General features: G+C 65.0%; 15 protein-coding genes. 10 read left to right on the forward strand and 5 right to left on the reverse strand.

The genetic code is table 11. From position 1 onward, the window contains the following. Nucleotides 1-62 precede the first annotated feature (62 nt). Complete coding sequence (locus tag ACODS4_RS11140) at nt 63-953, forward strand: dienelactone hydrolase family protein (protein WP_488863557.1); 891 nt, start codon at nt 63-65, stop codon at nt 951-953. Nucleotides 954-1,254: 301 nt separating this feature from the next. After that, nucleotides 1,255-2,733 (forward strand): methyl-accepting chemotaxis protein, encoded by a 1,479-nt coding sequence (locus ACODS4_RS11145; protein ID WP_488863558.1) that lies wholly within the window; start codon nt 1,255-1,257, stop codon nt 2,731-2,733. Between the two features lie 74 nt (nt 2,734-2,807). On the opposite strand, the gene ACODS4_RS11150 is transcribed toward ACODS4_RS11145, so the two are convergent. Next, a complete protein-coding gene (locus ACODS4_RS11150; RefSeq protein WP_488863560.1) occupies nt 2,808-3,605 on the reverse strand; it encodes an oxepin-CoA hydrolase, alternative type in 798 nt (265 codons plus the stop codon). Between the two features lie 158 nt (nt 3,606-3,763). Here ACODS4_RS11150 and ACODS4_RS11155 point away from each other — a divergent pair, with 158 nt between their 5' ends. Both ACODS4_RS11155 and ACODS4_RS11160 read left to right on the forward strand, forming a co-directional pair. Continuing rightward, a complete protein-coding gene (locus ACODS4_RS11155; protein ID WP_488863562.1) occupies nt 3,764-4,396 on the forward strand; it encodes a rhomboid family intramembrane serine protease in 633 nt (210 codons plus the stop codon). 81 nt (nt 4,397-4,477) lie between these two features. After that, nucleotides 4,478-5,368 carry an S-methyl-5'-thioadenosine phosphorylase gene (locus ACODS4_RS11160; protein ID WP_488863563.1) on the forward strand — a complete coding sequence of 297 codons (891 nt, stop codon included), beginning with the start codon at nt 4,478-4,480 and terminating at the stop codon, nt 5,366-5,368. Nucleotides 5,369-5,377: 9 nt separating this feature from the next. Here ACODS4_RS11160 and ACODS4_RS11165 read toward each other — a convergent pair whose 3' ends face one another. The 3 genes from ACODS4_RS11165 to ACODS4_RS11175 are packed head-to-tail and all read right to left on the reverse strand — an operon-like array spanning nt 5,378 to nt 6,735. Continuing rightward, the gene (locus ACODS4_RS11165; protein WP_488863565.1) at nt 5,378-5,842 is read right to left on the reverse strand and encodes a GNAT family N-acetyltransferase; all 465 of its coding nucleotides are present in this window, start codon (nt 5,840-5,842) and stop codon (nt 5,378-5,380) included. An 18-nt stretch (nt 5,843-5,860) separates the two neighbouring features. Then, a complete protein-coding gene (locus tag ACODS4_RS11170) occupies nt 5,861-6,271 on the reverse strand; it encodes a hypothetical protein (RefSeq protein WP_488863567.1) in 411 nt (136 codons plus the stop codon). Between the two features lie 53 nt (nt 6,272-6,324). Further along, nucleotides 6,325-6,735, reverse strand: a complete 411-nt coding sequence (locus tag ACODS4_RS11175) for a hypothetical protein (RefSeq protein ID WP_488863569.1) — start codon at nt 6,733-6,735, stop codon at nt 6,325-6,327. Between the two features lie 157 nt (nt 6,736-6,892). Here ACODS4_RS11175 and ACODS4_RS11180 point away from each other — a divergent pair, with 157 nt between their 5' ends. Both ACODS4_RS11180 and ACODS4_RS11185 read left to right on the forward strand, forming a co-directional pair. Beyond that, nucleotides 6,893-7,096, forward strand: coding sequence for a DUF6898 family protein (locus ACODS4_RS11180; protein WP_488863571.1), 204 nt, complete (start codon nt 6,893-6,895; stop codon nt 7,094-7,096). Nucleotides 7,097-7,179: 83 nt separating this feature from the next. Further along, nucleotides 7,180-7,599, forward strand: coding sequence for a hypothetical protein (locus ACODS4_RS11185; protein WP_488863573.1), 420 nt, complete (start codon nt 7,180-7,182; stop codon nt 7,597-7,599). A gap of 133 nt (nt 7,600-7,732) precedes the next feature. Here ACODS4_RS11185 and ACODS4_RS11190 read toward each other — a convergent pair whose 3' ends face one another. Next, the gene (locus ACODS4_RS11190; protein WP_488863575.1) at nt 7,733-8,176 is read right to left on the reverse strand and encodes a Ros/MucR family transcriptional regulator; all 444 of its coding nucleotides are present in this window, start codon (nt 8,174-8,176) and stop codon (nt 7,733-7,735) included. A 541-nt stretch (nt 8,177-8,717) separates the two neighbouring features. Here ACODS4_RS11190 and rpiB point away from each other — a divergent pair. The 4 genes from rpiB to ribD all read left to right on the forward strand — a co-directional run bounded on the left by rpiB (nt 8,718) and on the right by ribD (nt 12,322). After that, the gene (gene rpiB, locus ACODS4_RS11195) at nt 8,718-9,155 is read left to right on the forward strand and encodes a ribose 5-phosphate isomerase B (RefSeq protein WP_488863577.1); all 438 of its coding nucleotides are present in this window, start codon (nt 8,718-8,720) and stop codon (nt 9,153-9,155) included. A gap of 107 nt (nt 9,156-9,262) precedes the next feature. After that, entirely contained in the window at nt 9,263-10,564 is a 1,302-nt protein-coding gene (glyA, locus tag ACODS4_RS11200) for a serine hydroxymethyltransferase (RefSeq protein WP_488863579.1), read from the forward strand. Nucleotides 10,565-10,594: 30 nt separating this feature from the next. Then, nucleotides 10,595-11,050, forward strand: a complete 456-nt coding sequence (gene nrdR / locus ACODS4_RS11205; protein WP_488863581.1) for a transcriptional regulator NrdR — start codon at nt 10,595-10,597, stop codon at nt 11,048-11,050. Nucleotides 11,051-11,212: 162 nt separating this feature from the next. Next, nucleotides 11,213-12,322: a bifunctional diaminohydroxyphosphoribosylaminopyrimidine deaminase/5-amino-6-(5-phosphoribosylamino)uracil reductase RibD gene (gene ribD, locus ACODS4_RS11210; protein ID WP_488863582.1), complete on the forward strand. Its 1,110-nt coding sequence runs from the start codon at nt 11,213-11,215 to the stop codon at nt 12,320-12,322. The last annotated feature ends 2 nt before the right edge of the window (nt 12,323-12,324 follow it).

The following is a 12,324-nucleotide window of genomic DNA, read 5'->3' on the forward strand; positions in this document are numbered from 1 at the left end:
CACAATCGCGCATAATGTCACGCCATCGGTGCAACCAACAAATTTGGGACAGGAGCCGTCTTATGGACCGTATCGAGTTCGACACGCGCCCGGCGATGATTGCCGACGACAGCGCGGCGGGTCTGCCCGACCTGAACCGCCGTCATTTCCTGGTCACGGGTTTGGCCGCCGGTTTCGCGGTCGCCGCCGTCACCCCGGCGCTGGCCCAGGCCATCCACACCAGCGACGAGGGGCTGGTGGCGGGCGAGGTGAAAATCCCGGTGGCCGACGGCGCCATCCCGGCCTACCGCGCCCATCCGGCGGTGGGCGGGCCGTTTCCGACGGTGCTGGTCATCCAGGAGATCTTCGGCGTCCATGAACACATCAAGGACGTCTGCCGCCGTCTGGCCAAGCTTGGCTATTACGCCATCGCGCCGGAAATGTACGCCCGCCAGGGCGACGTCTCCAAGTTGGAGAGCATCAAGGACATCCTGACTCAGGTGGTGTCGAAGGCGCCGGACGCGCAGGTCAACGGCGACCTTGACGCCGCCGTCGCCTTCGCCAAGGCGTCGGGCAAGGCCGACGTCGCGCGGTTGGGCGTCACCGGCTTTTGCTGGGGCGGTCGGGCGGTTTGGCTCTACGCCGCGCACAACCCGGCGGTCAAGGCGGGGGTGTCGTGGTACGGGATTCTTGGCGTTCCGCCCTGGAACCCGAAAGGCGCGTCGGCCATTTCGGTCGGCAAAAAGGTCAAGGTTCCGGTTCTCGGCCTCTACGCCTCCAAGGACGGTTTCATTCCCAACGCCGACGTGGAGGCGATGAAGGCGCAGATCCGGCGCGGCAAGTCGCAGATCGTCGTCTATCAGGACGTCGATCACGGTTTCAACGCCGACTACCGCCCGACCTACAACGCGTCCGCCGCCTATGACGGCTGGCGACGGATGCAGGCGTGGTTCAAGAGCAACGGGGTGGGCTGAGCGACACAGGAGCGCGCCCCGTTGCAAACGCGCGGGGCGCGTGTCTGGCCAAAAATTAACTTATTAAATAATCTTTTTTCAAAACAATCTTTCGGCCGGAATGAAAAGAAATTGACCAGAGGTTGAATGCGGTTAAACTTCAGAGGTATATTGTTTCTTATTGATGAGAATTGATGAATTAAGACTCACCCAACGGTTAATAGGGGAAAACCACATGGTGAACACTTTTGTATTGAAAGAGCATGCTCTTTGATGGAGAGTATTTGAGGTGGGATGCTTGACGTTTCTGATGGGGGATGGAGTGTTTGGATTTCTTAAGAAGTCGGATTATGAATCACGCAACGCGTCGGCGTTGCAGGCCTTGCGCACCAACGTGATGATCGCCGACAAGGACTTGGTCATCACTTACGTCAACCCGTCGGTGTTGGCGTTGTTGCAAGAGGCCGAAGCCGACATCCGCAAGGAATTGCCCCGGTTCAGCGTGGCCAATCTGGTCGGCAGCAACATCGACGTCTTTCACAAGAATCCCGATCACCAGCGCCGGATGCTGGCGGCGCTGTCCAAGCCGCACAGGGCGTCGATCAAGGTGGCGAATCACCAGTTCGATTTGATCGTCACCCCCTTGATTCAAGACGGGCAACGCCTTGGCTACGTCGCGGAATGGTCCAACGCGAAAGAGCGGTTGCAGAATTTTGACTATGAGGCGCAATTTCAAGCGGTGTCGCGGTCGCAGGCGGTCATCGAGTTCACCACCGACGGAACCATCGTCAGCGCCAACGACAATTTTCTCAAGGCGATGGGCTATCGGTTGGACGAGGTGAAGGGCCGTCATCACAGCGTCTTTGTCGAACCGTCTTATCGTGACAGCCACGACTACACGAAATTTTGGGACACGCTGAAGCGCGGCGAATTTCTGGCCGGGCAATACAAACGGATCGCCAAGGGCGGTCGGGTCGTGTGGATCGAAGGGGCGTACAACCCGATTTTCGACGAGCATGGAAAGGTTTCCAAGGTCGTCAAATTCGCCACCGACATTTCCGCGCAGATGGAGTTGCTCGCCAATCTGAAGCAACTCATCGACAAGAATTTCGGCGAAATCGACGACGCCATCGCCCGGACCTCGTCGGAAGCTCTGTCGGCGTCCAAGGCGGCGGAAGAGACCTCGCAGAATGTGCAGACGGTCGCGGCCAGCGCGGAGGAGTTGGCGGCGTCGGTCGGCGAAATTTCGCAAAGCATGAGCAAGGCGCGGTCGGCGACCGAAAACGCCTTTGACCGCACGGTGGCGGTCGGATCCAGCACGGAAAAGCTGACCAACGCCGCCCAGGCGATGAACGGGATCGTCGGGTTGATTCAGAACATCGCCGGACAGATCAATCTGTTGGCGCTGAACGCGACCATCGAAGCCGCCCGCGCGGGCGAGGCGGGCAAAGGCTTCGCCGTCGTCGCCAGCGAGGTGAAAAATCTGGCCAATCAGGCGGCGCGGGCGACCGAACAGATCTCCAACGAAATCGGCGGCATCCAGGCGACCTCGGCGGAGGTGGCCAACGCCCTGGCGGCGATCCGCGACGCGGTCAGCACGGTGCGCGAACACGTCACGGTGACGGCCTCGGCGGTGGAGGAGCAAAGCGCGGTCACGCAAAGCATGTCCGCCAACATGCAAAGCGCGTCGATGGCGGTGTCCTCGGTTTCGGCCAGCATCACCGAGATTTCGGCGGCGGTCCATCAGGCGGCGGACGCCATCATCACCACCAAGGAAGCGGCCAAAATTCTGGTCCGATAGGCGCCTTTCTCCAAGCCCGCGCGTCGGTCCAAGGATGGGCGCGACGCGCGGGCGGGATGGCCTTGCTTGGCCGCTTACCCTTTGTGGAAGACCGGCGGGCGTTTTTCAAAGAAGGCGGTGATGCCCTCCTTGGCCTCGCCATGGTGCAGCGCCTCGACGAACAGATCGCTTTCGCGGGCAAGCTGGGTGGCGAAGCTGCCATAGGCCAGCTCCATCAGCTTTTTCGCCCGGCCCATCGCGCCGCTGGGGCCTTCGGCGATGGTTTGCGCCCAACCCACGGCCTCCTCCAGCGCGCCGCCGGGGGCGGTGACGCGGTTGACGACTCCGGCGGCGTGCAGGCGCGGGGCCGACACCGGGCCGCCGGTCAGCATCAGTTCGGCGTACAATTGCGGCGGCAACGCGCGGGCCAGAGAGGCCGAGGCGCCGCCGTCCGCCGTCAAGCCCACCTTCATGTAGGCGGTCAGGAAACGGGCGTCTTCCGCCGCGACGATCAGGTCGCAGGCCAGCGCCAGCGAGAAGCCGGCCCCGGCCGCCGGGCCTTCCACCGCCGCGATGATCGGCTTGGGGCATTCGCGCATGGCGCGGACCCAGCCATGGAAGCGTTCGATGCCGTCGCGGTTTTCTGACCGCGAGCGGTTGCCGTGATGGTACAGGTTGCTCAAATGCCCGCCGGAGCTGAAGGCGCCGTTCGCGCCGGTCAGTACGACGACGCCGATTCCGTCGTCGTGCGCCGCTTCATCCAGCGCGTCGCGCCCACGCGCCATCATCTTCAGGCCCAGCGCGTTGCGATTTTCTGGGTCGGTCATGGTCAGAACCATCACCCGGCCTTGCCGCTCCACCTGCATGTGGCCGGTGTCGACACGTCCGTTCATGCGCGTTACTCCCAAAAAGATCATGATCGCGGTGTATTGAATCACCGCTTGGCTCAACACTGTGCCAGTGGTTGAGGTCGGCTCCAATCGTCCGAGGGGCATAGGGGCGGGCGTGCGGGCTGAGGCGGATCGACGCGGGCCGACGGGGGAGGGGCGCCATGGCGGTTGAGAACAGGACGGCGCGGGCGGCGGTTCCAGCCTACGCCAACCGCGTGATGATTCTGGCCTGCGTCGCCGCCTTCGTTCTGAAGCTGCCGCCGGAGCGCTTCGCCTTTGTTCCCGCTTATTTTTTCGGAACGGTCGATCTGGCCGGGCCGCTGCCGACGCTGGCGCTGTGGCGCGGGTTGTTCGGCCATCCGCTGATTCACGCCGATCCGGCGCATCTGGTCAGCAACATGCTGGCGCTGTGGCTGTTGGGCGACGCGGTGGAGAGCGCGCTGGGGCATGGGCGCTATCTGGCGCTGTTCCTGGCCGGAACCGTGGTGGGGGCCTTGAGCGAAGGCTGGTTGGCGGTGGACCGCATGGCGCCCTTGATCGGGGCCAGCGGGGCGATCTGCGCGTTGATGGGGGCGTTCTTGTGGGTGCGCCCGCGCGCCCGGATGTGGGCCGTTCCCTTCCTGCGCTTGCCGGTCCTTTGGGTGATCGGGGCTTTCGCCGCGCTGAACGTCGCCATGATCCTGTTTCCGCCGCCCGCCAGTTCCCCTCTGGCCGAAGTGGGGTGGGGCGCGCACGCGGGCGGGATCCTCGTCGGGCTGTCGCTGACTCCGCTGTTGGCCCGTCTTGGGCGGTGATGGGGAGGGTTGACGGGCGTTGCCTTTGCCGCGCCTCGCCGGAATACTGCCGCCCTCGCGAACGCAAGGGGGTGGGCGATCATGACGGACGACAAGGCGGCGGTTTTGGGGGTGATTGGGGGCAGCGGCGTCTATGACATCGACGGGTTGCAAAACACCCGCTGGGTCAAGGTTGAGACGCCTTTCGGCGATCCATCCGACGAGCTTCTGACCGGCGAGTTGAACGGGCAAAAGCTGGTCTTTCTGCCGCGCCATGGCCGGGGCCACCGGATTCCCCCGTCGGAGTTGAATTTTCGCGCCAACATCCATGCGCTGAAGCAACTGGGCGTCAGCGAAATCCTGTCGGTGTCGGCGGTCGGCTCGCTGAAGGAGCATCTTCCGCCCGGAACCTTCGTGGTGATCGACCAGTTCATCGACCGCACCTTCGCCCGCGACAAGAGCTTTTTCGGGACGGGGCTGGTGGCCCATGTCGGGTTGGGCCATCCGGTGTGCAACCGGCTGGGCGATCTGATTGAAGAGGCGTTGCAGGAGCTTCGCGTCCCGCACCAGCGGCGTGGAACCTACATGGTGATGGAAGGCCCGCAATTCTCGACCATCGCCGAGTCCGAACTGTACCGGAGTTGGGGCTGCGACGTCATCGGCATGACCAACATGCCGGAAGCCAAACTCGCCCGCGAGGCGGAGATGTGTTACGCCACCGTCGCCATGGTGACGGATTTCGATTGCTGGCACGCCGAGCACGCCCATGTCAGCGTGGACGCGGTCATCAAGGTGGTGGTCGCCAACGCCGACACGGCGCGGTCGCTGGTCGCCACGCTCGCCCCCAAGATCGCCGTGCGGGATGGGGCCTGCGCGCAGGGCTGCCACACCGCGCTCGACAACGCGATCATGACCGCGCCCAGCCACCGCGATCCGGCGATGCTGGCCAAGCTGGACGTCATCGTCAAACGGGCGCTGGGGCGGTCCGCCTGAATCGCGTTTTCAGCGGCGCAGACGCATGTCGATGTGGGGGATGCCGACGTCGTCGTAGACGTCGCTGTCCCGGACAAAGCCGAAGCCGCCGTAAAAGCGCTCCAGATACAGTTGCGCGCCGATGAGCACGTCATGGCCGGGCCAGCGCTCGGCCAGACAGGCGAGGGAGTCGGAGACCAGCGCCCGACCCAGCCCGGTTTTGCGTTCCGACGGCAGAACGGCCAGCCGTCCGAAGGCGGTGGTCCCGCCTTTGCCCGCGTCGGGGCCGAAGACTCGGGCGCAGCCCAGCGGCGCGTCGTCGCCGTGGCGGCTGGCGATCAGGTGCAGCGCCTCCGGATCGCGCCCGTCGAGGTCGGGGTAGGGCGAGGCTTGCTCGACGATCAGCACGCGCTGGCGCATCCACAGCAGGGCGTGCAGATCGCGGGTTGACAGGTCGTCGAAGCGGACGCGGCGGATGAGGACGGGCAAGGTCACGGCGGCGGAAACTCCAAGTCAGGCCAACGCGTTGCGGATCAGATAATCAGCGATGTCCTTGGGCTTGACCTTGACGTCGCTCAGCGGTTGGTCCGGGTCCATCGCCTGGGCGACCAGCAGGCTGTTCTGCACGTTGGTCAGCGACACGCGGAAGACGCCGACGGCGCCCTTCAGCCGGGGGTAATAGATTGGGTCGATGGTCTTTTCCCGCCGGGTCAGGCGGGCGAGCGCCGCCTCCTCCGTCACGCCGTCCACCTCTTGGGCATGAATCAGCTTCCAGTCGGTTTCGCCGCCCCAACCGGCGGCGATGGCCGCTTTCATCGCGGCCTCGTCGTCGGCGACGGCCAATTTGTAGGTGTGCTTGCCCTGTCCGACGTCGGACGCCCATTTTGTCAGGGCGGCGCTGCGCGCCACAAAAATGACAGCCATGGTGAAGATTTCCCCTGTTCGCCGGGTTGCCGGTTGCCGGTCAGTCCGGGATCTTACTGGAAGGACGATTGACGGGAAATCGGCGCGATGAGGATGCGGGTGACGACGTTCTTGCCGAACATCGCGATGGCGGCCTCGTCGATCTTGCGGCGCAGGGCCGGGATGTTGGCGATGTTGCCGCGCACCACCCACCCCTCGTCGATGCCCTTGTAAATGGCGGTCAGGATCGCGTCGTGCAGCCGAGGGATGCTGACCTGGACCTCGCCCAGCTTTAGGGAGTCGCCGATCTCCAGATTGACTTCGATCTGCGTGTATTTTTCGATCCGACCTTGCGCGTTGACGACCGGAACCATCAACGGCTTGATGCGGACCGACGGCGGCAGATTGCCCGCCGCCCCCTCTGACGCGATGGCGGGGGCGGCAAAACCAAGGACAACACACAAAGCCAGGAAAAGGCCGCGCATCAAAAACACCAGAAAAGCGGGAAGAACCTCAAGGTAGCGGTCCCCTGCCCGTGTTTCAACAACCACGCCGCCCTTGTGGCGAAGGCGGTTGGCGGAACAAAGCGTTTCGAGTCACACTGTCGCCGCAATTGTTTGGCTGATGGTTGGGAGACGGGGCATGGCGGGCGCGGGCGGTGAGGTCCTGTTCGAGTTTCATCGGGTGGGAACCTATTTGAAGGTCGTCGCCATCGACGGCCAGACCGGCCTTGAGGTGTCGGTGGTCGGGCCGGCCAGCGGCAGCGTGGAGTTGTTGAAACGAACGGCGATCAACAAGCTGCGCTATGTGCAGACCCGTGACGCCAACAAAGCCCCGTCGCGGTAGACGGTTCCCGTTTCGGCGCTGGCGCTGGGCCGAGGCCGCTTGGTAAGAAGACGCGCGGCGGATCCGCCCAAGAGGAAGACAGCATGTTTTGTTCGGCCTTCGGCTCACGGCCCGCCCTGATCGCAGCGTTCCTGTGCGCGACGGTCCTTCTGGCGCCGATGACTCCGGCGACCGCCGCGAAGGCGACGACGGGGAACGCGGCGGGATCGTCCGGCGCCGGGCATCCGACCGCCCAGCAGCATCCGGCGTCGCCTCCTCTTCCGGCGTCTTCGTCGGCGTCAACCTGCGCCAAGCCGCCCGCGCCGCCATGCATGGACGATGGGGCGACCTTCGCCGCGCCGGACGCGATGACGGGCTGCCAGTCCGAGGTGAAAGACTATGTCGACCGGACCATGTCCTATTTGAAATGCCTGAACGACGAGAACATCGCCGCCGGGCGCGACCTGACCCGCAACGTCGAGCGATTCAATTGCCGTCTGTCAGGGCGCAAGGGCTGCCCGTGACCCCGGCGCCGGGCGTCCACGGGCGCCGGGCGTTCTGTGGACGCGGGAGCGGATGGCGGTCTTAAGAGCGCGGACAAAGAAAAGGGCCGGTCTTCCCAGAGGAAACCGGCCCACCACATACGGACAGCGCGCTTCAGCCGATCTTGCGGCGGGTCTGGCGGCCAGAGCTGCGGCCCAAGCCAATGCGTTTGGCGAATTCTGACCGTTGGGCGGCGTAGTTCGGCGCCACCATCGGGTAGTCAGCGGGCAACCCCCAGCGCGCACGGTATTCGTCGGGCGACATGTTGTAGGTCGAGCGAAGATGCCGCTTGAGCATCTTCAATTTTTTGCCGTCTTCCAGGCAGATGATGTATTCGGGCGTCACCGATTTGCGGATCGGAACGGATGGCTTCAGCGGTTCGGCCGGAACTTCACGCGGTTGCCCATTCAGCCCCGTCAGGGACGAATAGACCGTATTGATGACGTCGGGGATTTGTTGAGCGGGCAAAACATTCTTGCTGACATACGCCGATACGATGTCGGCCGTCATCCGCAGCAGCGCATTGTCGGGTACATCGGCGCGAAGCTGGTCGCTCATTGCTCAGTGTCCTGATTTTTCATTTGTCCGTAGCAATCAAGTTGCATACCGTGATTTGGGTGTCAATATAATTTCGGCAAGACGCAAATTAGTTGCTTTCGACGCTCAGAACTGGTGAAGCCCACGCAAATCAGCCAAGGCTGAAAAGGACGCTCCTGTCGCCACCGTGACGGCGCTTTAAGGAGCGTCTAGTAAGGTCCAGCTTTAAAAGAGCGGATGATTTGGACACGGCAATTGGGCGTGGCGCTCCGCCTATAACGAATCGGCTATCTGCCATGCTTGCGAGATGGAACAACGAAGAGGCGAAGTTTAGTCGCCGTTCTTCCCGCTTCGGATGATGGCGCGGCTTCGCCGCTCGACGTGGGGCTGTGGTTTTCTGGCAAGCGGTGGTGTTGCGCGGGCCAAGGATCTTGCGCGTCCACGTTGGGGGCGTCGATCCGTCGGATGAGGCTTGCGTCCCTGTCATAGTGTGGTGGTGGCGGTTCGCGTCGATATCTGGTAGCGTGCCCACGCTTTTCGCCGCCTCTGGAGTTTTTTCCGCATGACCGCCCGCACCGTCGCGCTCGCCTCCGATCACGCTGGTTACGAGTTGAAGGCTCACATCGCCGCGTCGCTGACGAACGCTGGCTATTCCGTTCTCGATTTCGGCACGAACGGCCCGGAATCGGTGGATTACCCGGATTACGCCGCCGCCGTCGCCGCCGCCGTCACCGATGGCCGGGCGGAGCGCGGCGTGCTGGTCTGCGGCAGCGGCATCGGCATCAGCATCGCCGCCAACCGTCATCCCGGCGTCCGCGCCGCGCTGGTCCATGATGTGACCACCGCGCGCCTGAGCCGTCAGCACAACGACGCCAACGTGATCGCGCTGGGCGCGCGGGTGATCGGCCCGGAAGTCGCGAAAGAGTGCGTGGACGCCTTCCTGAACACCGCGTTTGAAGGCGGGGAGCGGCACAGCCGCCGCATCGCCAAGATGGGCTGACGCCCGCTCTGACTGGATTTGGCCCACCGGCCCTGTTGCCCGAAGGCGCGTCGGCGCCTTCGGTGAAAACGCCGAACACTCCGCTTTGAGATAAGGAACCGCCCGCCATGACGACCACCAACGCCGCCGAAATCGGCCGTTTCTTCGCCGCGTCGCTCGCCGAGACCGATCCTGAACTGGCCCGCGCGGTGCGCGACGAGCTGGTGCGCCAGCAGGACCAGATCGAGCTGATCGCGTCCGAAAACATCGTGTCCCAGGCGGTGCTGGAGGCGCAGGGGTCCGTTCTCACCAACAAATACGCCGAGGGTTATCCCGGCAAGCGCTATTACGGCGGCTGCGAGTTCGTGGACATCGCGGAAAACCTCGCCATCGAACGCGCCTGCAAGCTGTTCGGCTGTGACTTCGCCAACGTTCAGCCGAACTCCGGCAGCCAGGCCAACCAGGCGGTTCTGCTGGCGCTGTTGCAGCCGGGCGATTGCGTGCTGGGCATGTCGCTGGCCGCTGGCGGCCATCTGACCCACGGCGCCGCCCCCAACATGTCGGGCAAGTGGTTCAAGGCCGTTCAGTATGGCGTGCGCAAGGACGATCACCTGATCGACTTCGATCAGGTCGAGGCGCTGGCGCGCGAGCACAAGCCCAAGCTCATCATCGCCGGTGGGTCGGCCTACCCGCGCGTGCTTGATTACGAGCGTTTCCGCGCCATCGCCGACGAGGTCGGCGCCTATTTCATGGTGGACATCGCCCATTACGCCGGTCTGATCGCCGGCGGCGTCTACCCCAACCCGTTCCCCTACGCCGACATCGCCACCACCACCACCCACAAGACCCTGCGCGGCCCGCGCGGCGGCATGGTGCTGACCAACCGCGAGGACATCGCCAAGAAGATCAACTCGGCGGTGTTCCCCGGCCTTCAGGGCGGCCCGCTGATGCACGTCATCGCCGCCAAGGCGGTGGCCTTCGCCGAGGCGTTGCGCCCTGAGTTCAAGACCTACGCCCAGGCCGTGCTGGACAACGCCCGCGTTCTGTCCTCGACCCTGATCGCCGGTGGTCTGGACATCGTGTCCGGCGGCACCGACAGCCACATCGTGCTGGTCGATCTGCGTCCGAAGAACCTGACCGGCAAGGCGGCGGAAGCCAGCCTGGAACACGCCAGCATGACCTGCAACAAGAACGGCGTCCCGTTCGACCCGCAGAAGCCGATGATTACGTCGGGCGTTCGTCTGGGCAGCCCGGCGGCGACCACGCGCGGTTTCGGCGTCGCCGAGTTCAAACAGGTCGGCGAGATGATCGTCGAGACGCTGGACGGTCTGGCCGCCAGCAACTCCGGCGACAACTCGGCGGTTGAGGCGGCGATGCGCGAACGGGTGCGCGGCCTGTGCCGTCAGTTCCCGATCTACCCGACGCTGTAACGCGTCACGGATCGGAAAAGGGACACGAACATGCGCTGCCCGTTCTGTGGAAACGAGGACACCCAGGTCAAGGATTCGCGACCGACGGAGGACAACTCGGCCATCCGGCGGCGGCGCTTCTGTCCCAGTTGCAGCGCGCGTTTCACCACCTTCGAGCGCGTGCAGTTGCGCGAGCTGACGGTGGTGAAAAGCGCGGGCCAGCGCGAACCGTTCGACCGCGACAAGCTGTTGCGGTCGATGCGGATCGCCCTGCGCAAGCGGCCCATCGACGCCGACCGCATCGACCGGGTGGTGAACAGCCTTGTTCGCCAGCTCGAATCGTCGGGCGAGAGCGAGATCCCGTCCAAGCAGATTGGCGAGATGATTATGGTGGCGTTGCAAACGCTCGATCAGGTCGCCTACATCCGCTACGCCTCCGTTTACAAAGACTTCCGCGAGGCGTCGGACTTCAACGAGTTCGTCGAGCAGTTGGCCCCGGACGCTTGAGCGGGGCGGGGTTGCCCCCTCCCTAACCCTCCCCCGCTGGTCGCGGGAGAGGGAACTCCGATGCAACCTTGGCAAGATTCCTGTCCCCCTCTCCCGCTGACAAGCGGGGGAGGGCTGGGGAGGGGGCAAGCCGCCGATATTAGCGGAAGAGCGCGCCAACACATGACCACCCCCACCGACCTCCACCACATGCGCGCCGCGTTGGCGCTGGCCGCGCGCGGGTTGGGGCGGACATGGCCGAACCCGGCGGTCGGCTGCGTGCTGGTCCGCGACGGCGTGGTGGTCGGGCGCGGCTGGACCCAGCCCGGCGGACGGCCCCACGCGGAGACGGAGGCGCTGGCCCGCGCCGGGGCCTTGGCTGAAGGGGCCACCGCTTACGTCACGCTGGAGCCTTGCAATCATTACGGCAAGACGCCGCCTTGCGCGCTCGCCTTGATTGGGGCGAGGGTCGCCCGCGTCGTCGTCGCCTGCCAGGATCCCGACCCGCGCGTCGCGGGCGGCGGTTTGGCCCGGCTGCGCGACGCGGGAATCGCCGTCGCCACCGGGCTGTGCGAGGCGGAAGCGTTGGCGCTGAACGAGGGGTTCTTCAACCGCATCCAACACGCCCGCCCGCTCTTCACCTTGAAGCTGGCGACGACGCTGGATGGCCGCATCGCGACGCGAACCGGGGCCTCGCAATGGATCACCGGCCCGGCGGCGCGGGCCGTCGGCCATCGCCTGCGCGCCACGCACGACGCCATTCTGGTCGGCATCGGCACCGCGCTGGCCGACGATCCCGAACTGACCTGCCGTTTGCCGGGGCTGGCGGACCGCAGCCCGGCGCGGGTGGTGGTGGACAGCCGTTTGCGTCTGCCGCCGACGTCGAAGCTGGCGACCACCGCAAGGGCTGTGCCGACCTGGATCGTCACCGGCGCGGATCCCGATCCGGTCAAGGCCGCCGCGCTGACCGAACGCGGGGTGGAGATTCTGCCGGTCGCCATGGATTCCGCTGGCCGCCCTGAGCCGTTGGCGCTGGCCGCCGCGCTGGCCGAACACGGGCTGACCCGCGTGCTGGTCGAGGGCGGCGCGACCTTGGCCGGATCGCTGTTGGGAGCCGGGCTGATCGACCGGCTGGAGTGGTTCCGCGCGGCGGCGCTGATCGGCGGCGACGGTTTGGCCGGGGTCGCGGGCTTCGGAGTCGCCACGCTCGACCAGATGGCGCGCTTTGAGCGGACGGATCTGCGCGTGGCGGGGGCGGATGTGGTGGAAAGCTACCGACGGCGTATGGTTTGACG

Source organism: Azospirillum sp. FG154 (genome assembly GCF_057809575.1).

Bases quoted from the DNA above. Each gene is read 5' to 3' on its own strand.
- ACODS4_RS11140 (WP_488863557.1), top strand. From the start codon at position 63: ATGGACCGTATCGAGTTCGACACGCGCCCGGCGATGATTGCCGACGAC.
- ACODS4_RS11150 (WP_488863560.1), bottom strand. From the start codon at position 3,605: ATGAACGGACGTGTCGACACCGGCCACATGCAGGTGGAGCGGCAAGGC.
- ACODS4_RS11155 (WP_488863562.1), top strand. From the start codon at position 3,764: ATGGCGGTTGAGAACAGGACGGCGCGGGCGGCGGTTCCAGCCTACGCC.
- ACODS4_RS11160 (WP_488863563.1), top strand. From the start codon at position 4,478: ATGACGGACGACAAGGCGGCGGTTTTGGGGGTGATTGGGGGCAGCGGC.
- ACODS4_RS11170 (WP_488863567.1), bottom strand. From the start codon at position 6,271: ATGGCTGTCATTTTTGTGGCGCGCAGCGCCGCCCTGACAAAATGGGCG.
- ACODS4_RS11175 (WP_488863569.1), bottom strand. From the start codon at position 6,735: ATGCGCGGCCTTTTCCTGGCTTTGTGTGTTGTCCTTGGTTTTGCCGCC.
- ACODS4_RS11180 (WP_488863571.1), top strand. From the start codon at position 6,893: ATGGCGGGCGCGGGCGGTGAGGTCCTGTTCGAGTTTCATCGGGTGGGA.
- ACODS4_RS11185 (WP_488863573.1), top strand. From the start codon at position 7,180: ATGTTTTGTTCGGCCTTCGGCTCACGGCCCGCCCTGATCGCAGCGTTC.
- ACODS4_RS11190 (WP_488863575.1), bottom strand. From the start codon at position 8,176: ATGAGCGACCAGCTTCGCGCCGATGTACCCGACAATGCGCTGCTGCGG.
- rpiB (WP_488863577.1), top strand. From the start codon at position 8,718: ATGACCGCCCGCACCGTCGCGCTCGCCTCCGATCACGCTGGTTACGAG.
- glyA (WP_488863579.1), top strand. From the start codon at position 9,263: ATGACGACCACCAACGCCGCCGAAATCGGCCGTTTCTTCGCCGCGTCG.
- nrdR (WP_488863581.1), top strand. From the start codon at position 10,595: ATGCGCTGCCCGTTCTGTGGAAACGAGGACACCCAGGTCAAGGATTCG.
- ribD (WP_488863582.1), top strand. From the start codon at position 11,213: ATGACCACCCCCACCGACCTCCACCACATGCGCGCCGCGTTGGCGCTG.